The organism is Paenibacillus ihbetae (assembly GCF_002741055.1).
GTDB lineage: Bacteria > Bacillota > Bacilli > Paenibacillales > Paenibacillaceae > Paenibacillus_AQ > Paenibacillus_AQ ihbetae.
In genome coordinates this window covers 5,602,288-5,622,210 of record NZ_CP016809.1, presented here as the reverse complement: position 1 = coordinate 5,622,210, position 19,923 = coordinate 5,602,288, and the positions used below count along the sequence as shown (strand labels likewise).

19 protein-coding genes are annotated in these 19,923 nt (G+C 52.7%); 1 reads left to right on the top strand and 18 read right to left on the bottom strand.

Annotated features, from left to right (window positions below; genetic code table 11):
- Positions 1–9 precede the first annotated feature (9 nt).
- The 3 genes from BBD41_RS25325 to BBD41_RS25315 form a co-directional block, all read right to left on the bottom strand.
- Entirely contained in the window at positions 10–1,122 is a 1,113-nt protein-coding gene (locus BBD41_RS25325) for a hypothetical protein (protein ID WP_077567045.1), read from the bottom strand.
- Between the two features lie 231 nt (positions 1,123–1,353).
- Positions 1,354–1,692 carry a four-helix bundle copper-binding protein gene (locus BBD41_RS25320; RefSeq protein ID WP_077567046.1) on the bottom strand — a complete coding sequence of 113 codons (339 nt, stop codon included), beginning with the start codon at positions 1,690–1,692 and terminating at the stop codon, positions 1,354–1,356.
- Positions 1,693–1,809: 117 nt separating this feature from the next.
- Complete coding sequence (locus BBD41_RS25315; protein WP_077567047.1) at positions 1,810–2,850, bottom strand: CobW family GTP-binding protein; 1,041 nt, start codon at positions 2,848–2,850, stop codon at positions 1,810–1,812.
- 113 nt (positions 2,851–2,963) lie between these two features.
- On the opposite strand from BBD41_RS25315, the gene BBD41_RS25310 reads away from it, so the two are divergent.
- Positions 2,964–3,488 (top strand): MogA/MoaB family molybdenum cofactor biosynthesis protein, encoded by a 525-nt coding sequence (locus BBD41_RS25310; RefSeq protein ID WP_099479328.1) that lies wholly within the window; start codon positions 2,964–2,966, stop codon positions 3,486–3,488.
- Between the two features lie 252 nt (positions 3,489–3,740).
- On the opposite strand, the gene BBD41_RS25305 is transcribed toward BBD41_RS25310, so the two are convergent.
- From BBD41_RS25305 to BBD41_RS25235, 15 genes are all read right to left on the bottom strand, one after another.
- The gene (locus BBD41_RS25305) at positions 3,741–4,268 is read right to left on the bottom strand and encodes a hypothetical protein (RefSeq protein WP_223260497.1); all 528 of its coding nucleotides are present in this window, start codon (positions 4,266–4,268) and stop codon (positions 3,741–3,743) included.
- Between the two features lie 80 nt (positions 4,269–4,348).
- Positions 4,349–5,350, bottom strand: coding sequence for an acrylyl-CoA reductase family protein (locus BBD41_RS25300; RefSeq protein ID WP_099479326.1), 1,002 nt, complete (start codon positions 5,348–5,350; stop codon positions 4,349–4,351).
- A 504-nt stretch (positions 5,351–5,854) separates the two neighbouring features.
- Positions 5,855–7,306 carry a nicotinate phosphoribosyltransferase gene (locus BBD41_RS25295; RefSeq protein ID WP_077567050.1) on the bottom strand — a complete coding sequence of 484 codons (1,452 nt, stop codon included), beginning with the start codon at positions 7,304–7,306 and terminating at the stop codon, positions 5,855–5,857.
- 58 nt (positions 7,307–7,364) lie between these two features.
- Positions 7,365–7,913, bottom strand: a complete 549-nt coding sequence (locus BBD41_RS25290) for a cysteine hydrolase family protein (RefSeq protein ID WP_077567051.1) — start codon at positions 7,911–7,913, stop codon at positions 7,365–7,367.
- Positions 7,914–7,976: 63 nt separating this feature from the next.
- Positions 7,977–8,762, bottom strand: a complete 786-nt coding sequence (locus BBD41_RS25285) for an NUDIX domain-containing protein (RefSeq protein ID WP_007128669.1) — start codon at positions 8,760–8,762, stop codon at positions 7,977–7,979.
- A gap of 158 nt (positions 8,763–8,920) precedes the next feature.
- Complete coding sequence (locus tag BBD41_RS25280) at positions 8,921–9,370, bottom strand: YlbF/YmcA family competence regulator (RefSeq protein ID WP_099479324.1); 450 nt, start codon at positions 9,368–9,370, stop codon at positions 8,921–8,923.
- Positions 9,371–9,459: 89 nt separating this feature from the next.
- Complete coding sequence (miaB, locus tag BBD41_RS25275) at positions 9,460–11,019, bottom strand: tRNA (N6-isopentenyl adenosine(37)-C2)-methylthiotransferase MiaB (RefSeq protein WP_099479322.1); 1,560 nt, start codon at positions 11,017–11,019, stop codon at positions 9,460–9,462.
- A 277-nt stretch (positions 11,020–11,296) separates the two neighbouring features.
- A complete protein-coding gene (gene pduL / locus BBD41_RS25270; protein WP_099479320.1) occupies positions 11,297–11,869 on the bottom strand; it encodes a phosphate propanoyltransferase in 573 nt (190 codons plus the stop codon).
- A gap of 176 nt (positions 11,870–12,045) precedes the next feature.
- Complete coding sequence (locus BBD41_RS25265; protein WP_099479318.1) at positions 12,046–13,014, bottom strand: dipeptidase; 969 nt, start codon at positions 13,012–13,014, stop codon at positions 12,046–12,048.
- Between the two features lie 92 nt (positions 13,015–13,106).
- Positions 13,107–13,367, bottom strand: a complete 261-nt coding sequence (locus BBD41_RS25260) for a stage V sporulation protein S (RefSeq protein ID WP_006211249.1) — start codon at positions 13,365–13,367, stop codon at positions 13,107–13,109.
- A 130-nt stretch (positions 13,368–13,497) separates the two neighbouring features.
- Entirely contained in the window at positions 13,498–14,292 is a 795-nt protein-coding gene (locus BBD41_RS25255) for a TIGR00282 family metallophosphoesterase (RefSeq protein ID WP_167393036.1), read from the bottom strand.
- 124 nt (positions 14,293–14,416) lie between these two features.
- Entirely contained in the window at positions 14,417–15,961 is a 1,545-nt protein-coding gene (rny, locus tag BBD41_RS25250) for a ribonuclease Y (RefSeq protein WP_077567057.1), read from the bottom strand.
- Between the two features lie 353 nt (positions 15,962–16,314).
- On the bottom strand, positions 16,315–17,046 hold the full coding sequence (locus BBD41_RS25245; protein ID WP_099479314.1) for a regulatory protein RecX: 732 nt from the start codon (positions 17,044–17,046) through the stop codon (positions 16,315–16,317).
- A gap of 146 nt (positions 17,047–17,192) precedes the next feature.
- A complete protein-coding gene (gene recA / locus BBD41_RS25240) occupies positions 17,193–18,254 on the bottom strand; it encodes a recombinase RecA (RefSeq protein WP_077567059.1) in 1,062 nt (353 codons plus the stop codon).
- Between the two features lie 379 nt (positions 18,255–18,633).
- Complete coding sequence (locus BBD41_RS25235) at positions 18,634–19,917, bottom strand: competence/damage-inducible protein A (protein ID WP_099479313.1); 1,284 nt, start codon at positions 19,915–19,917, stop codon at positions 18,634–18,636.
- Positions 19,918–19,923 lie beyond the last annotated feature (6 nt).

Here is a 19,923-nt window from a genome sequence, read left to right as displayed (position 1 = left end):
ACCTCTGCTTTATTTCCCGGAAGTGTCTTGCTTTCCGTTGACCTTGACTTTGACTTCAACATACTTTACATTGCCGGAGTCGCCGACCTCCGTCTTTACATGCTTGCCTTTCAACTTCTCGCCATGCTCGCCGTAAGCCTCTTTGACCGTCGGCCACATATCCTCATCCGGCTTGACTCGGATCATCATATAGAATTCGCCAACATTTTTCGGCTTTGCGATCTGCAGCAAGAAACGGCCGTCGGGGCCGACTTGGCTGCGATCGAAATAACCGGTATGTATTTTTCCCGGAATATCGATATTGAGCTGTACTTCCGTGCCTTCCAGGAGATTGCTCTCGCCGCTGACATAATAGTTCCGGTCATCCAGGGTAATCAAAGGCTTAATCCATACCTCGGGATTGCCTTGATCGTCCGGCTTCTCTCCTGCAGGTTCCTCCAGCCGTGCCTGACCAGCCCCAGGCTTGATACGTGCGGTTGCGCGGATTTCATAATGAATTTCATCATCGCCGGACAAATATTGATGCACATAAGGCCCGGTCAGAAGCTCGCCCTTTGCGCCAAGAACCTTCTGTATCGGCTCCGACAGATCCTCCGGCTGTATATTCACCGTGAGATCCAACGGGTCCTTCGTAATATCCGGCCGCTTGATTTCAAGCCGATAACTGCCGTCATTCTCGGTAAGGGCATCATCGTTATAACCGAACATCGTATACCCTCTGGCCGTAATTTCCCCGTTCACTTCAATGCCGGCCGGCAGATTGCTGGTTCCTTCGACAATCACCTGATTGTCTTCTACCTGAATGTCCCCTTTGATCCATATGTTCGGATCCAGCGTAGCATCGCCATCTGCGCTTACACCCTCAACAATTTCTGCGTCCGCGAGCGTCTCCGCATCCGCTGTCTCCGTACCGCCTGCTTCAGCGGCATCCGACGCTTCATCATCTTCACCGGAAGCCGTCCCCGCCTGTTCGTCCGTTCCAGGCGATACCGGGTTCTCCTGCTTGGCTTCTTCCTTGGGAGCATCGGTTTGCTCCCCTGTCGGCGTTTTGCCACCTCCGCTGCAGCCTGCCAGCACGAGCAGGACAGACAGCAGCAAAGCCTGCCATCCCTTGCGATTCATCTTTCTAACATCTTCCCTTCGACCTAAAATGTAAACGTCTCCCTCTTCACCCCAAAAATTTGAAAATAGGCAGACCAATAACATTTATACACCAAAACTCGATCCGATGAAACAAAAAAGATCAGGGGCAAAGGAAATTTGGCTGCCCAACCTTCTCATGATCGCAGAAAAACCCGATCTTCGTTACAAGAAGATCGGGCTTTCGGGAACACTTTGGTTATGGACTTTCGCTTAAAGCTGCCCGACCATCTCGCGGCATACGTCCGCGCAGCGGCGGCATGCCTCGGCACATTGACGGCAGTGGTCGTGATCATGCTTCTCGCATTCTTCCGCGCAAGCCACACATGCTTGGATGCACAGCTCGCATATTTCCTTAACGAAGGGGCTGTTGCGCGACATTGCCTGTGCGGCAAAGGCGCAAATATCGGCACATTCGCGATCCAGCGCGATACAATCCCGCAGCATCGCAAGCTCGTATTCTTTCAGGCAGGATACATAACATACGTTGCAAGCGTTCATACATTGGAGACATGCTTCGATGCATTCTTTATATTTGAGTTCATTGATCATGGATATATCCTCCTTGTAATTATAACGCTATGCCCTTGTATTAAACTGCCGGACACCGGTTGAATCACGAGCCGCCTTCTGAAAGGCAGCGACATGATGATATCACGCCTGCCGTTTCTAGACCGATGTACGCTTTCCTTCGAGCGCTTCAAGCTGCTCTTGAAGCACGGATTTGTTGAAATGCTCCCCGATGAACACGACGACATCCGGAACCCGGCCTCGCGGCGTAATCTTCATGAAATCCGACTCGCGAAATGCATACTGGAACAGGAATCGGCTGTTCGTATCGCTGAAGGTCAGTACCCCCTTGGCACGGTATACATCCCGCGGAAGCCCGCCTATGAAGCGCTCGAACTCCACACTGTTGACAGGACGGCTGAAATAATACGTGTAGGACATCACATGATCATGAGAATGGTGGGGATGACCACTGTGATTCGATTCCGGCTGATTATGACCCTCGACCCGTTCAGGGGACAGTGCTGCGCCCAGTGGTTCATCCGCTTCATGGTTGGCCGAAGGCTGCACCACCGGATGACTGCCGTGGTCCGCGAGGCCGCCCAGAAGCTCCTCCGGGTTCACGTTGCAGCGTTCGGTTGGCAGAATCGGCGCGAATGGGTTCCAGCGGCGCACCAATTGCTCCATCGCATCCTTCTCCGCCGTGCTCACCCGATCTGTTTTATTTAACAAAAGAACGGAGGCCGAGCGAATCTGCTCCTGCATCAAGCGGTACGTTTTCCCTTTTTGCTCGATGCTGAGGTGGAGCAGGTGAGCGGTATCCACAACGGTGATCAGCTTCTTGATGTCCATTTGTATATAGAGGGAGGCCTCGGCTACCGCATCCAAAATTTCCATCGGATTGGCGATGCCCGTCGCCTCGATCACGATGACATCCGGCTTCTCGTTCTGGATGAGCATGGCGATTTCCGAAGTCAGATCAGCGCGGATGGAGCAGCAAATGCAGCCGCTCAGCATTTCGGCTGTCGGTACATTGTCCCCGGCGATCACACCGTCGATATTCACTTCCCCGATTTCATTCATGACGATGGCCGGCCGCAAGCCTTGAGCCTTCCAGTGAGCGATCATACGCGATAGCAAGGTTGTTTTCCCGCTGCCGAGAAAACCTGATAAAATATATATGGGCGTCACATGTTCCACGAATATGTACTCCTTCTTGATCAACTTGTCATTATGCTAGCGAGTGTACTACATTTCAGCAATCCATCGCAAGCTTCGCCGCGGCATACATCAATAATAGGAGTAGTGATGACATGAACTCAGTTCAAGAGCATAAAGAGCAATCCCCTGCCGCCGTGCAGTGTATGGTTGTCACCGTCTCGGATACCCGGACCACAGACAACGACAAGAGCGGACAGCTGATGATCGGCCTCCTGGAAGATGCGGGGCATCGGATCACCGCTTACACGATCGTAAAGGACGATTATGAGCTGATCCGGGAGACCGTGCGTACCGGCGTTAGCCGTTCGGATGTCGATATCGTACTCCTTACGGGCGGGACGGGCATTTCCAGCCGGGACACGACCTATGAAGCCGTCTCTTCCCTGCTGGAGAAGGAGCTTCCCGGCTTCGGGGAAATTTTCCGTTATCTCAGCTTTGCCGAGGATATCGGGACCGCAGCCATCTTGAGCCGGGCGATTGGCGGGACGATCCAGAATACGGCCGTTTTCTCGATGCCCGGTTCCACCGGCGCCGTGAAGCTGGCGATGAATCGCATCCTGCTGCCGGAGCTGACACATATCAAGCAGGAGTTAATCAAGCATGAGTTTAAGCGCTGATGCGATCCGGCTTAAGGCCCTTCCGCAACGAGATATTACGGCAGGTCATCCATACGAGTCCTGGTCTTTAGGAAGACCAAATTGAAGCATACGTTAAGGACACGGCAGGTTACGGATAAAAGCTATGCGACCGGCCTGGCAGAAGATATCCGGTTGCGGAGCAGGAAGCATAACGGCCGCCAACCGAGGCTAAGGGGCATCTCCAGCGTCCCATTCGGACCTGGAGATGCCCCTTGCGGTAATCAGGACATATTAACTACCGGCGCGACCGTCATGCTCGTTAAGCAATTGAGGCGCTATTTTTTTGAACAGGCTGTAATAGTTATCGGTTTTATCCCCTGTGGACGTATAAACGATCGACGTCTCCTTATCGCTGTAGATCAGGTTATGGCCTCCTCCTACGTTCACGTCCCCCTCCTGTGCACCGTAGATTTCGTCCATCCCTTTTCGCCTAGCTTCCGGGCTCTGATAAATATATACCGTAATAAACTGACTGGCATCATTGTTGATTCGATATTGATACGTCAGGTTGCCGATGTCATCTTCGGTAAAGGTTTCGTTGGTCAGCCGGATATGCTCCTGGCTGAAAGCGGCTTGAAGTTCCTCCAGCAATTTACCATTCCGGCCGCGTCCAGCAATCCGGGCTTCCCTTGAGCCTTCTTCGTAAGCCCGCATGCTGTACAAACGCGCCTCTTCCTTGGCGACCTGTTTGGAGCAGCCGAGCGTCGTCGATAAAATCATGCAGATGAAAAGCGCGGCAGCATATCGTTGGACCATCATGTTCACTCACCCCTTCATTCATTCAAAGGCCTCTCCCCATAGGATGCCTGCGGGTGACCAACATTATGCGGCTGCCGGCATTATAAGCGAACGACGCTCCTTCCGACTGCTTCTCCAGCCAGTATGGTCTCCAGCAGTCCCGGCAGATCGGACAAGCCGTATTCCGTTATGCCGTCCGCAAGCACGGTTTCAGGCTTCCACTCATCTGCAAGCTTCTTCCAGATCGATGCTCGCACATCCATCGGACAGTACACCGAATCGATTCCGAGCAGGCTGATCCCGCGCAGGATGAACGGATAGACGGTCGTTTCAACCGCCCCGCCGCCCGTCATGCCGGACACGGCAATACTGCCGCCGTACCGGACGCTCTTGAGCAAGGAGCCGAGCTGGCTCCCACCGACCGGATCCACGACCGCCGCCCATTTTTGGCTCGACAGCGCTTTTCCGGAATCGGCTGCCGTCTCTTCCCGCGACAGGACGTCTGCTGCGCCAAGCCGCTTCAACCACTCGATATGGCTGGTCTTACCCGTTGAAGCTGTCACGCTGTAGCCAAGCCGGCTAAGAATGGATACGGCGAAGCTTCCTACCCCGCCAGTGGCACCGGTCACCATCACAGGACCTTGATCGTTCGACAAGCCGTTTCGGATTAAGGCAGCGATTGACAGCGCAGCGGTAAAGCCGGCCGTTCCGATCGCCATGGCATCCCTCGGAGACAATCCATCCGGTAGATGAAGCAACCAATCCCCTTTGACTCTGGCATACTGGCTGAAGCCGCCCTCATGCGAAACGCCAAGCTCATACCCCGTGCACAGCACCCCGTCGCCCGGTATGAAGCCGGGATGCGAGGATTCAACGACCGTTCCGGCCAGGTCGATTCCCGGGATAAAGGGATACCTGCGCACGATCGTGCTGTTCGGGATGCTGGCCAGTCCATCCTTGTAATTCACGCCGCTGTGGCTCACTTGCACGAGCACATCTCCCTCAGGCAGTTGATCCAGATTTAAGCTTTCTACAGCGCTTTGTATTCCGCCTTCATCGTCCTGACGGATGACAAAGGCCTGAAATTGCAGCTCTTTGTTCATCGCTATATCGCTCCTTTTCCTAAATATGCTTGAGAAAATGGTATGACACTATCTTGCTTGGTTTGAACTGGGATTCAATCGCTCTAGCATTATAATGACTATATCCCGCCCCCTCTTTCTCTTCTGCATCGTAATCGAAAAACCTGTCATAGCACCATGATCTCTTCCATTCCTATCATTAACGTTTCCCGCTTTCTTGCCTGCCTCAAGGATATCATCCAACACTTTGTCGAAGACATGTATAAACTCACGGACGATGGCGATTCATGCGCTTTCCCGAGAAATAACCCCACAACGCCCCATTTGGATTTCGCGCGCGGACCCCAGTATAGCCGTGATTGAAGATACGTTATACGTTGAACAGGCCCCCCCGTGAAAAGATGGCTGCTGCACGATGATCATCGTCGCTCGGAGGAATTAGGACGAATGCCCGCTGGGGTACGAAAAAGACGCCCCTACAGAAGCAATGCTTCGAAGGGAGCGTCTTTATCCTATCCGCAAAAGCTATTCATCATGCTCCATAAACTCGGCCATCATCCGCTGCTTGACATCCCAAACCTCTTCGCTCAGATTCACCCGGTAGATTTCCGGATTCAGCTTCCGCAAATACTCAGGCCAGAACTGATCCAGCTGCGCATTATGATAGCTGCGGATTTCCTCCAGCTTCGGCAGCTCGTAAACGAGCTCGCCGTCCTTGAAGATCGGCGTAAGCATCGGGATTGCATCAAAATTCCGCACATTTTTGCGCATGTAAGGATGAAGCGGATTGAACAGCTTTAGCTTGCCGCCTTCAGGCGGCATCGGCTCATCCGGAAAGCAAATATAATCGGCGATGGCTTTCCCGCTTCCCCGGGAAATAATCCGGTATACGTCCTTTTTGCCAGGGGTCGATACCTTCTCGGGATTGCCGGAGATCTTGATGGTCGGTACCATCTTGCCGTCAACCTCCCGCTCGACAAGCTTATATACGCCCCCGAGCGCCGGCTGATCCGCCGCGGTAATGAGCTGGGTTCCGACGCCCCAGGTGTCCACCTTGGCTCCCTGGGCTTTCAAGTCCATAATCGTGCCCTCATCCAAATCATTGGATGCTACGATCCCCACATATGACAAGCCGGCCTCATCGAGCATCTTACGGGCCTGGATCGACAGGTAAGCCAGGTCGCCGCTATCCAGACGGATCGCATTCATCCGTTTCCCTTGGGCTTCCAGCTTCTTAGCCGTGGCGATCGCATGCGGGATTCCGCTCTTGAGCGTATCGAACGTATCGACCAGCAGCGTGACTTGATCGGGCATCACCTGGGCGAAGATGTCGAAGGCCTCCTGCTCGCTCCGGAAGGTTTGCACCCAGGAATGTGCGTGGGTGCCTTTCGTCGGAATGCCGAATTTCTCCCCGGCAAGCATGTTGGACGTTGCATGGAAGCCCGCCAGATACGCTGCGCGTGCGCCCCAAACGGCCGCGTCCAGCTCTTGGGCACGCCGTGTGCCGAATTCCAGCAGGATATCGTTGCCGGCAACCTGGCGAATCCGTGAAGCCTTTGTTGCGATCAAGGTCTGGAAATTCATGAAGTTCAAGATGGCCGTTTCCACAAGCTGCGTTTCGAAGATGGTGCCCTCCACCCGGATCAACGGCTCGTTCGGGAATACAAGCGTTCCCTCGCGCATGGAATGAATACTGCCGCGGAACCTGAAGCTGCGCAGCTCATCCAGAAATTCCGGCTTGTAGTTCTCCTCTTGTTTGGCCAGATAAGCAATATCCTCTTCAGAAAAACGCAAGGATTCAATGTAGTTTACGATACGCTCCAATCCGGCAAATACCGCATAGCCGTTCCCGAACGGCAGCTTGCGGAAATACGCTTCAAAGACCGCACGGGTTCGGTGGGAACCGTTGATCCAATGGGCATACATCATGTTAATCTGATATTTGTCCGTGTGAAGAGCCAATCCTGCTGTCTGCATAACCATCATCCTCCAAGTAATACCCGGCTATCCCGTGACGGGAATATGTCGCCGTCCATTATTTAGCGTCGCTTCGTACGACTGCCGCTCCGAGACTGCCTTTAAAATGACCTAACGCCCACTCATGCCCCTGCGGATTAAAGCTTGCCACCGCATCCTCATAAACAGTAATCGCGTATCCGAAATTATAAGCATCCACTGCTGTATGCAGCACGCAAATATCCGTACAAACCCCGACCAAATGCACCTCGGTAATGCCCCGTTCCCTCAGCTTCTGATTCAGATTCGTGCCGCAAAAGGCGCTGTACCTCGTTTTATCCATCCAGTCGATGCGATCCTTATACTCCTCATATACCTGCTGCAGTTCCCCATACAGATCACGCCCGCGCGTGCCGCGGATGTTATGGGGCGGAAACAGCTTCGTCTCCGGATGGTACGGATCCTTCTCTTCATGAAGATCAACGGCCATCACAACATAGTCTCCCCGGTCGCTGTACTGCTTCGTCAGCCTGGCAATCGTTCCTTGAATGTCTACGGCAGGAGCTCCTACCGGCAAGCTTCCGTCCACGAAATCATTCGTGAAATCTATCACGATCAAAGCCTTCATCATGACACACTCCTCTACAGAATGATGACATTGAATAAAACAATGGATTCTGCTTTCTTAATCTTACGTGTAAATCGACAACAAGGGTACATGATCCGTGAAGCGATACAACTGTGCCGGCCGCTGCGAATACTGGTTGGAGCTCAGCGGCTTGCCGCTGTCGTCCCGTACCTCTTCCAAAATCCCCTGCCGGCTGCGGGTCGACGTAATTTTGCGGATGAAATTCGGCTCCTTAAACTCGGGCACAACCGTCTGAATCACCTGATACAGCTCGCTTAGCGTAAAAAACTCGGGCAAAAACTGGCGGGCGATCGTCGTCTGCAGCATCTGCTGCTGAATCTTCCGGTAAGCATCCATGATGATATCCCGGTGATCAAAGGCAAGCTCGAGCTCTTCCAGCGCCTCGTTGATCGTAAACAGTCCGACCTCTTCCGCATCATCGGCTGCTTGACGATGCTCCAGCATCCATTCCTCCACGAGCGCATAGAAGGCATGGCTGATAATCCAGCCGCGGGGATCGCGCCCCGGTGCGCTGTAGACGCCCAAATATTCCAGATGGCCGCCGTCCACGCCGGTTTCCTCTTTCAATTCTCTCTTGGCAGCATCGTATATGGACTCGCTCTCCCGGCAAAAGCCTCCGGGCAGCGCCCACATCCCGGCACACGGCCAGGATCTGCGGCGAATGAGCATGACCTTCAACTCCCGAATCGGCAGGGTCTTGGTGAAGGTCTTGCGCTCCCGCTTCGTCAACGTAAACATCACGATGTCGGCAGGCACACCGTCCGGCGTTCTGTACTTCTTGGCACTGCTGCTTGGCGCCTGTTCATGATCCGTCATATCCATCACCATAAATATTAATTTGATAATTTCATTATGACATATATAAGAATGATGTCAAGGATTTCCTTGCCGGGATTTGCATTTATGGTTTACTATGCCCCAACCGCTACATTTTCGATTCTTTAACGTATAAAAGGTGCGGAGTTCATATCCGCACCCTCAATGGTTTATCCGCAGCTGCTTGGCGGCGTATCTTTCCCGGTTTCCACGTTTACCTTTTCCGATACGGTGTCATGAATAACCGACACGACCAGCTGAAGCAGATAGTTGATATCGCTTTGGCTTTGCTGGAATTCCGCGACCAGCGGAATGCTGTCAATCTCCTCCTGCAGCTCCTCGATCTCGCGTTCGATTTTCGCAACCATATCCTTGTTCTGGAAGGTTTCGAAAGCTACAATTTCCTTCTGCTTCTTCTTGATCGTCTTGATCAAGCTTTGAACGCGCTCATGATTGCGGATTTTCTCCTCCGCTTTCTTGAACACCTGCACTTCCTCACTGGTCGAGATCAGCTCGGCCAGTTCTCCGGCTTTAGCCAAAATATCGTCTCGAATAATTAGCTCTCTTGTATTATAGGTCTTCATACCATATGTGTTCGTACGACCATGATCGTGTGCCAAGGTTCATCGCTCCAATTCTTTGTCATCTATATAAACCCAATTTTGTATGTCCATTAAGAAAACCGGGCGATCGACAATAACATGATTACTTATACAGCATCCGAGGCCGGCACCGGATCGGCGATGAGATCGCCTTTAATATACCAGGTCTTCGTATCGGTCACTTTCACTTGAACGAAGCTTCCGATCAGATCAGGGGAACCTTCGAAATGGACCAGCTTGTTGCTCCGCGTGCGTCCGGACAGCACGGAATCGTTATTTTTGCTGATTCCTTCCACGAGCACCTCCACGGTGGCTCCAAGCAGCTGGTCATTGCTCTTGCGGCTGAACTCATTAATAACCTCATTTAAGCGCTGCAGCCTTTGGCTCTTAACCTCCATCGGAACGTTATCTTCCATGACGGCTGCCGGCGTGCCTTCACGCGGCGAGTAAATGAAGGTAAATGCCGAGTCATACCCAACCTCGCGTACAAGCGATAAGGTTTCCTCGAACTGCTCATCCGTCTCTCCCGGGAAGCCTACGATGATATCCGTCGTCAGAACGACATCAGGGATAGCCTGTTTGATCTTCCGAACGAGCTCCAGGTAGCTCTCGCGCGTATATTTCCGGCTCATCCGCTTCAGCACCTGCGAGCTGCCGGACTGCACAGGCAGATGGATATGCTCCACCAGGTTGCCGCCCTTGGCGAGCACCTCGATCAGATGATCGTCGAAGTCTCTCGGGTGGGACGTCGTAAACCGGACGCGGGGGATATCGATCTTGCGAATATCGTCCATCAGATCGCCGAACCGGTATTGGATATCGGTGAAATCCTTGCCGTAGGCGTTGACATTCTGACCAAGCAGCGTTATCTCCTTATAGCCTTGGCGGGCGAGCTCCCGCACTTCGGCGATCACGTCCTCCGGTCGGCGGCTGCGCTCCTTCCCGCGCGTATACGGAACAATACAGTATGTACAGAACTTGTCACAGCCGTACATAATGTTAACCCAGCCGCGCAGTCCTTCCCGCTTCTTCGGCAGGTTCTCGACGATATCGCCTTCCTTCGACCATACCTCAACGACCATTTCCTTGCTGAACAGCGCTTCTTGAATCAAATGCGGCAAACGGTGAATATTGTGCGTGCCGAAGATCAGATCGACGAAGCCATGCTTCTGAAGAATTCGGTTCACGACCGCTTCTTCCTGCGACATGCAGCCGCACACGCCGAGCAGCATATCCGGCTTCTCGGTCTTCAGATGCTTCAAATGGCCAAGCTCGCCGAACACCTTATCCTCCGCGTTCTCCCGGATTGCGCAGGTGTTGAGCAGAATGATATCCGCCTCTTTACGGTCTTCCGTTGGCTGATAGCCCATTTGCTCAAGCAGTCCCTTGATCGTCTCCGAATCGTGCTCGTTCATCTGGCAGCCGTAAGTATAGACGATGTAATGCTTGCCCGCGCCAAGCTGCTTGAACTCTTCCGGCAGCGCCGTATCGTACAATACCTGCACGCTCTCTTTGCCGCGCTGTTTTTCCTGTCTATGATTAGGCTCCGATAGAATATTGATTTCCCGGCCGTTAATCCGGATTCTCTTGCCATGCTCGTCTTCCGAGAGAATCTTTGCGCCAGAAAAATCAAAATACTTGGAGTAGTCCTTACTTTCCTTGGACATGCTAGGTCACTCCTTAGATCCGCTATATCTCTGGTTTAAAATTTATCCTGCAGTATCATTGCCTGTTCACGCCAAAGCCTTGGCAGCCCGCGTTTTTCGAAAATGGCGCCGCCGATAGCTTCTGGTAAGGAACAACTTCAATAGGCACTGTTTTAAATTATATCATGATCTTTATAGCGAAGCTACCACCGGAATATCCGTGATCATGGCCGGCCAACGTTAAAAAAGCCCGAATCGACTCCCATCGATTCAGGCTTACTCTTTATCACAGTATGATTTAGTCTATAATCTCGGCGGTATCGCCTGTTTTTGAACCGGCTGCATTCGCTTCATCCGTGTCGATGTGCATATCCAGCGCAAAGTTGTCGGATACGCGGGCGATGACATTTTCCAGAACCAATCCGCGTTCTCCACCCAGGCGCACCTTCAGCAAATCCTTATCCTTGATGCCCCATTTTTCCGCATCGGAGGTATGGAAGTGGATATGACGGGCTGCAACGATAACCCCTTCATCCACGGTGACTTCCCCCGCAGGGCCCTTAATCGTAATGCCCGGCGTGCCGGCGATGTTGCCGGATTCGCGGACAGGGGCCTTCACGCCGATCGCAAAGGAATCGGTGCGCGAAATTTCAAGCTGGGTCGCAGGACGGGCAGGTCCCAAAATTCTCACTTTATCAAATTGTCCCTTCGTACCAATCACAGCAACCGTTTCATTCGCTGCGAATTGTCCTGGCTGGGACAATGGCTTCATTTCGGTCAATTGATATCCAGGGCCGAACAAGGCCTCGATATGCTCTTGCGTTAAATGAATATGGCGGGCGGAAACACCCACAGGTACAGTTTTACTCATCTGACTCACTCCTTGTTTTCTCTATATGCTGTACATGCCATTGTCTATTATACTCTCTATTACCCAAAAATAAAAAGGGAACCGCTCGTTTACCGGCTCCCGCTTCGCATGGATTTGCATGGTTGCTACAAGATTGTCAAAGTTTTATGATACGGAACAGCTTTGATGCTGCTTTTTTAATATGACAAATTATTATCCGTTTGCGATGGCAGGTTGTTATCCAGGAACCGGAGCGCATTGCCCGCCATCCATCCTTGCACCACATCTTCCGGGTAATGTTTCAGCAGAAGCTCTTGCAAGGCCGGATAGTGCCCGGGATGCGCCAGTCCCTCAACCCAACGGTCAATCCCGTCGAAATCCGAGCCGAACATCAAATGCTTTGCTCCGCCAAGCTCGCACACCTTCTCGATATGCGGCAGCAGATCCTCCGGCTTCACTCCCTGCCCATCGCTCCGTATGAACCATGGCACGAACGTTATTCCAATTCGCCCGTCCAAGGCAACAAGCGCTCGAATCTGATCGTCCCGTAAATTACGCGGATGAGGACAGATGGTGTAGGCGTTCGAATGGGAAGCGATGACGGGACGGCCCGTCAGCTCCATCAGCTCCCAGAAGCCTGCCTCGGACAAATGGGACACGTCCAGCACCATGCCGATCTCATTGCACAGCCTCACCAGCTCGCGCCCCCGCTCCGTAAAACCGCCGTTTCGGGCCTCCATCGCTCCATCCGCCGCCCAATTGGCATAATTCCAGGTTATCCCCATGCAGCGCACGCCCATTTCATAACAAAGCCTCACATAGTGGAGATTCCCTTCCAGGCCGTCAACGCCCTCGAGCGACAGCAGGCCGTAACGATGCCTTCCGCTGTCTTCCCTAATCGCCTGAACCTGCTCCTTCCAGAGCAGCGGCTTCACGAATTCCGGTTCCGCAAGACGTCTTCGAAACACTTCAATCTGCGCGAGCACCCGTTCAAACGACGGCCGGCCGTACTGTTCCGATACGAATACGGCAAACACCTGGAGATCAACATGACCCTGAATCATTCGCTCCAAGCTGACATCCAGCCTTGGATCATCCTTAAAGGAGGCTTTGGAAGCCTCCCATAATTTGCTTAAAGCGTCACAGTGAAAATCAACCGTCTGCATAGCAGCTAAAACCTCTCCCTTCAGGGCCTGGGCACAGCAAAAAGCCTGTTTACTCGGATAAAGGGTAAACAGGCTATACCTCACATCAAACTCTATCTAGGCTCCACAATTAATTTAATTGCCGTTCGGTCTTCGCCATCAATCACAATATCCGTAAAAGCAGGGATACAGATCAAATCCACCCCGCTAGGTGCTACAAATCCCCGGGCAATCGCAACAGCTTTAATGGCCTGGTTCAGTGCTCCCGCCCCTATCGCCTGCAGCTCTGCTCCCCCACGTTCCCGAAGAACTCCAGCTAGCGCCCCTGCAACCGAATTGGGATTGGATTTTGCTGAAACTTTTAATACTTCCATGGTAAGTACCTCCCCTGGGAATGTTGAGTGATGGTTTGCTTCCGCTTACTAGATGTTATTCGTGAGAGGGGAAAAAATTCCTGCTTTTTGCCATTCGTTCCTATTTTTCATTAAACGGATTTCGCCGCTTTTAATCCATTCGCCATTCATCTTCGTACATGCGGATTTTTTCAATCCTGCGCGCTTTGCCGCTCGCTTCGTCCAGCTCGGCGAAGACGGCATGGAACTGCCATTTCCCTTCATCCACCTGGAAACGGGCAGGGAGCTGGGTTTTAAATTTGTACAGCACCGCCTCGCGCTGCATGCCGAGGATTCCTTCTTTGGAGCCGACCATACCGGTATCCGTGATATAAGCCGTTCCGCCAGGCAGAATCGTGTCGTCATTGCTCTGTACATGCGTATGGGTACCGACGACCATGGAAGCCCGTCCGTCCATATGCCAGCCCATGGCTATTTTCTCCGAAGTAGCTTCGGCGTGAAAATCGACGAGAATGCACTTCACCTGCTGACGCAGCCCGTCCACGATCTCATCGGCCGCCCGGAAGGGGCAGTCGATCGCCGGCAGAAACGTCCGGCCTTGAAGGTTCACGATCGCCAGCTGCTTGCCGTTGGCTTTGATCACCGCATGTCCTTGTCCTGGAGTTCCCGATGGAAAATTCGCCGGCCGAACCAAACGCGGCTCATCGTCAATGAATTCAAAAATGTCCTTGTTGTCCCACGTATGGTTACCCATCGTAATGCCGTGAATGCCCCAATTGAAAAACTCGTTTGCGATGGCCGAGGTGATTCCCCGCCCTGACGCCGCATTCTCGCCGTTAGCAATGATGATATGCGGATTGTACTTCGACTTCAGTTCCGTCAGGGATGCTTTCAACGCTTTTCGCCCCGTGCTGCCAACGATATCTCCGATAAATAAGACGTTGATGTCAATCACTCCTCTAACAGGAAGCGTTACTAATTTGAATATTGGCTTCCTTTTCCATTACGTTCATTTCTTCTGTAAAGATAAAAAGTGGCCGTTATAGCGGCCACTTTCTAAATTCGATGCATTATTTCGCGTAATCCACCGCTCGGGTTTCCCGGATCACGGTGACCTTGATATGACCTGGGTAATCCAGTTCATTCTCAATCGTCTTGGTGATGTCGCGCGCCAAGCGGAATGCTTCGGCATCGTCGATCTTGTCAGGTTGCACCATGACGCGAACTTCACGCCCCGCTTGAATCGCATAGGATTTCTCCACGCCTTCAAACGATTCGGAAATCTCTTCGAGCTTCTCAAGGCGTCTGATGTACGTCTCCAGCGTCTCTCGGCGTGCTCCCGGTCTAGCCGCGGACAATGCGTCAGCAGCACCTACCAGCATCGCAATCACGGAAGTTGCTTCGCAATCCCCGTGGTGAGAGGCAATACTGTTGATAACCACCGGATGTTCTTTATACTTCTTCGCCAGCTCCACGCCAATTTCAACATGTGAACCTTCCACTTCATGATCCAGCGCTTTACCGATGTCATGCAACAGCCCTGCCCGCTTCGCAAGAACGATGTCTTCGCCCAATTCGCCAGCCATCAGGCCAGCCAAATAGGCGACTTCCATGGAATGCTTCAGCACGTTTTGCCCGTAGCTTGTACGGAACTTCAGTCGTCCCAAAATTTTGATCAAATCCGGGTGCAGACCGTGTACGCCAACCTCAAAGGTTGCTTGTTCTCCATACTCGCGGATACGTTCGTCAACTTCCTTACGGGATTTCTCCACCATTTCCTCGATACGAGCCGGATGAATCCGACCGTCCGCCACCAGCTTCTCAAGCGCTGTTCGTGCAATCTCGCGGCGAATGGGATCAAATCCGGACAGTATAACAGCTTCCGGCGTATCATCGATAATAAGGTCAATCCCTGTGAGGGTCTCAAGCGCACGGATATTCCGGCCTTCACGTCCGATGATCCGGCCCTTCATCTCTTCGTTCGGCAGCGTAACTACAGATACCGTCGTTTCGGCCACATGATCAGCCGCACAGCGCTGAATCGCCAGCGTAATGATCTCGCGTGACTTCTTGTCGGCCTCTTCCTTCGCCTGCTGCTCGATCTCTTTGATCATTTGAGCGGTTTCGTGACGAACCTCCTGCTCTACATTGCTGAGGATAATGCTGCGAGCATCCTCCATCGTCAGGTTGGAGATGCGCTCCAGTTCCGTTGTTTGCTTCTTGTAAATCGCATCGATTTGCTGCTGGGTCTCTTCAATTCGTTTCTCTTTGTTCGCCACCTGTTCTTCTTTACGTTCCAAAGATTCTATTTTTTTATCCAGCGACTCTTCCTTTTGCAACAATCTACGCTCCTGCCGTTGTATTTCGTTACGGCGCTCACGAGTGTCTTTTTCAGCTTCGGCTCTGATTCTATGGACTTCGTCCTTAGCTTCAAGAACCGTTTCTTTCTTCAATGCCTCAGCTTCCTTCTTTGCACTTTCAATAATCTGCAAAGCGGCGTGCTCGGCACTCGAAATTTTAGCTTCTGCAAGGGATTTGCGAATAAAATAACCGAACCCAAAGAATATAGCGGCTACAACGAGAACGATTATGATCCAGATCCATGTCTCAAGCATCTGATCACCTCCTCGTTGGTTCCTCCAAGGCATTCCTTGGGAAATGTGCAATTGTCAGTTACTCATTCATACATAAAATTCCGGCAGCTGCCTGCCGTCCATGCTGCGTGCATCTGGTTGCCCGCATATCCCGCTTGAATCCCAGCGGAATTCATTTCACTATGAATTGGCGATAAAATGAATCTTTCACAAAGTAGTCACTTTTTTGGAAGGAAAAAGGCTGCTAATTTAAAAAAGATTCATGTTTATTTTATTATTTATAAAAAGATATTGTCAAGGGAAAGCAATGGGTAAACGTCAGTTTCAGTCACGAGTGCCAATATCTATGCAGAAGTCAGCGACTTTTGTTCATTTCATTCAAATTCTTCCAGTTCCTGGTCGTCCGCTCCATACTCCTGCTCCTCTTCCATTAGACGCCTTAGCACCTGCCTCGCCTGTTCCCCACTGAAGCCGCGCCGCATTAAATACGCTCCCGTCTTCCGCTTGCGATCCAGCAGCTCGCCCTTCGTCTGCTGCCACTTCTTTCTGGCAACCACAAGCGCGCTTTCCAGCTCCTCCTCAGGGCTTACCTCGCTCAATGCCTCCGTAATCAGGTCGGTCCGGATTCCTTTCTGCCTCAGCTCCTGCTTAACCCACAATCGGCCCTTCTTATGTCCTGTCATCCGCTGCTCCGCCCACATTCTCGCATATAATGCGTCATCGATCAGCTTTTCGGCCTCAAGCCGACGGAGGGTCACCTCGGTGCTAACCGGATCCACGCCCTTCTGCTGGAGACGCTGCACGATTTCCTGCGATGTTCGAGGCTTTCGTGACAGGTAGTTCAGAGCCTCCACGTAGGCTCGCTGCCTATCATCCGCGACTACGATATCCTGAAGCTCCTCCTTGCGGAAGCTGCTCCCCTTCAGCATCCGGTATTTCAGCATCACGTCTTCATGAACCGTCATCACATAAGGGCCGAACGATATTTTATAACGTCCTTTAGGCTTACGCAGCTTCTCCACGGACGAGATCACCAGATCCTCCTGATTCGGAAAATGCTCGATTCCTGAAGGAGCTTCTTCGGTTATATCACGATTTTCACTCATAGCTTCTCCTTATCGCTCACCAGCTTCTACAACTCTTAACCTTGGATGACTTTAACTTAACGCTCCGCTATGATAATGCAAAGAAGACCGTCCAGGCGTTCTTTTCAACACCGGACGGTCCTAGCACTATCAGAAATAGCTGGGCATTATTCCACTTTAAATAGATCTTGCTCTTCCAGCTCCTCTTGCTCCTTCTCGCTTGCGCTCTGTTCAGGAACAATCGTGGTCAGGTTGCTTGCTTCCCGGATCTTGTTCTCGATCACATTCGCCACTTCCGGATGCTCCTTCAGGAATTGCTTCGCATTCTCACGTCCCTGGCCAAGACGATCCCCGCCAAAGGAATACCAAGCACCGCTCTTATCCACAATGTCAAGCTCAGTACCGATATCGATCAAGCTTCCCTCTCTGGAGATGCCCTCACCATACATAATGTCAAGCTCGGCTTGCTTGAACGGCGGCGCAACCTTGTTCTTAACCACTTTAATCCGTGTGCGGTTACCTACGACGTCATTCCCCATCTTAATGCTCTCTACACGGCGTACATCCAAACGCACGGTGGAGTAGAACTTCAGGGCACGGCCGCCCGGAGTCGTCTCAGGGTTACCGAACATAACGCCGACCTTCTCACGAAGCTGGTTAATAAAGATCGCGATCGTTTTGGACTTGTTGATCGCGCCGGACAATTTACGCAGAGCCTGGGACATCAGACGAGCCTGCAGACCCACATGGGAGTCTCCCATGTCGCCTTCAATCTCGGCCTTCGGCACAAGCGCTGCGACCGAGTCGATAACAATGATATCCACAGCGCCGCTGCGCACCAAAGCTTCAGCAATTTCAAGCGCTTGCTCACCCGTATCCGGCTGGGAAAGCAGGAGTTCATCGATGTTAACGCCCAATTTGCTTGCATAGGATGGATCCAGCGCGTGCTCGGCATCGATGAACGCAGCTTGTCCGCCAGTCTTCTGAACCTCGGCAATCGCATGGAGCGCTACCGTCGTTTTACCGGAGGATTCCGGTCCATATACTTCAATAATCCGGCCTCTAGGCAATCCGCCGGTTCCAAGTGCTATATCCAATGCCAGCGATCCGCTAGGCACAATCTCTACCTGCATATGGGTGGATTCACCCAATTTCATGATGGAACCTTTTCCGAACTGTTTCTCTATCTGACGAAGCGCCATTTCAAGCGCAGCACGACGATCTGACAATTGTTCCACAACCCTTCACTGTTGATAGTCTAATCATACCTTGTTTTGACACGTTTGCCAAGCTTTTTTTCGAACATACATTCGTTTTTTACCCCTCCTCCTTCCCAGCTAAATTCCGGGCAGTCTCCAGAAACAAGCAAAACCGTGGCATCATCCTTCGATATGCCACGGTTCTTCCGTACTTCCGATTATACCTGGATCGATTCTCCAGTTCAAGAACACTGTAAAAGATTTACTATATATTATGTCAAGGGGCTCCGCATCTATTCACGACATGTAGATGCCCCGACATGCATGGCCGGAAAAGCATATTCCATAGCAGGAGAAGCAGACCGGGCGGCTTCAAACCACCGGGACGAGTCCCCGGCACGTACGTCTGCTATACCTCGTCCTGCTGCGTCTGTTCCGATCCCTCCGAGACAAGCCGCCGCCATAAGCGGTACAGCAGCGCCTTGGTCGCGCGCAGACGGATCGTTTCCCGGTTGCCTTGAAGGTTAAGCTCGTGTACCTCGGTCTCTCTTCCGCGCTGGGCCAATCCGATGTATACAAGCCCCACAGGCTTGCGCTCGGCATAACCGGGACCGGCCACGCCGGTAACGGACAGACCGAAATCGCTGTCGGTGATCAGCCGGATATTCTCCGCTAGGGCCTGGGCGACCTCCCTGCTCACTGCGCCCGGCGCATCGTCGCCTTCCAGCAGCGCTTGCGGGATATGCACCAGCTTCCGTTTCATTTCATTCGTGTAGGAAACGATCCCTCCAAGGAACATTGTCGCGCTCCCCGGTACGGAGGTCAGGCTTTCCGCCACGAGACCGCCCGTGCAGCTCTCCGCCGCGCTCAGCGTCAATCCCCGGTCTGCCATCTTGTCGACGATCACCTTCTCGATCGGCACATCCTCGCTGGCGTACATGAATTCTGGGCCGCGCTCGCGAATCCGCTCTTGCAGCTCATCCAGGCGGACCATCGCTTCAGACTCGCTTGCGGCCTTGGTGGAGATGCGGACGGTCACCTCACCGTCCTTCGCATACAGCGCGATCGTCGGGTCGGTCTGCTCGGTGATCAGGTCCGAAAGCCTCTCATCCAAGGCAGATTCCCCGATTCCGGCAAACTTCAGCATCTTGGAGTAGATCGGAAGCTCATCCGTCAGCACATGCTGGAGCAGCCAAGGCTTGGCTTGCTGCTCGAACATCGGGATCAATTCCTTCGGCGGTCCCGGCAATACGATGTAATGCGTCCCGTCCTGCGTGATCGCATTGCCAACGGCCAGCCCGGTTTCGTTCGGCAGCGGCGTTCCCCCTTCGATGGCGATCGCCTGGCGGCGGTTGTTCTCGGTCATAACGACGCCCCGGTCCTGGAAGAAACGCTCAATGCGGTCCATGGCCATCCTGTCGATATGCAGCGACCGGTTCAGCAGCGAAGCCAGCGCATCCTTCGTCAGGTCGTCCTGGGTAGGGCCGAGCCCGCCCGATAGGATGACGATGTCCGCTCTGCTGCTCGACAGGCGGAGCGCTTCCTTCAAGCGCTCCATGTTATCCCCGACTACGGTCTGGTAATATACGTCGATGCCCATGGCTGCAAGCTCTCTGGACAAGTACTGGGCATTGGTATTCACGATCTGCCCCAGCAGCAATTCCGTTCCGACTGCAATGATCTCTGCTTTCATACGATA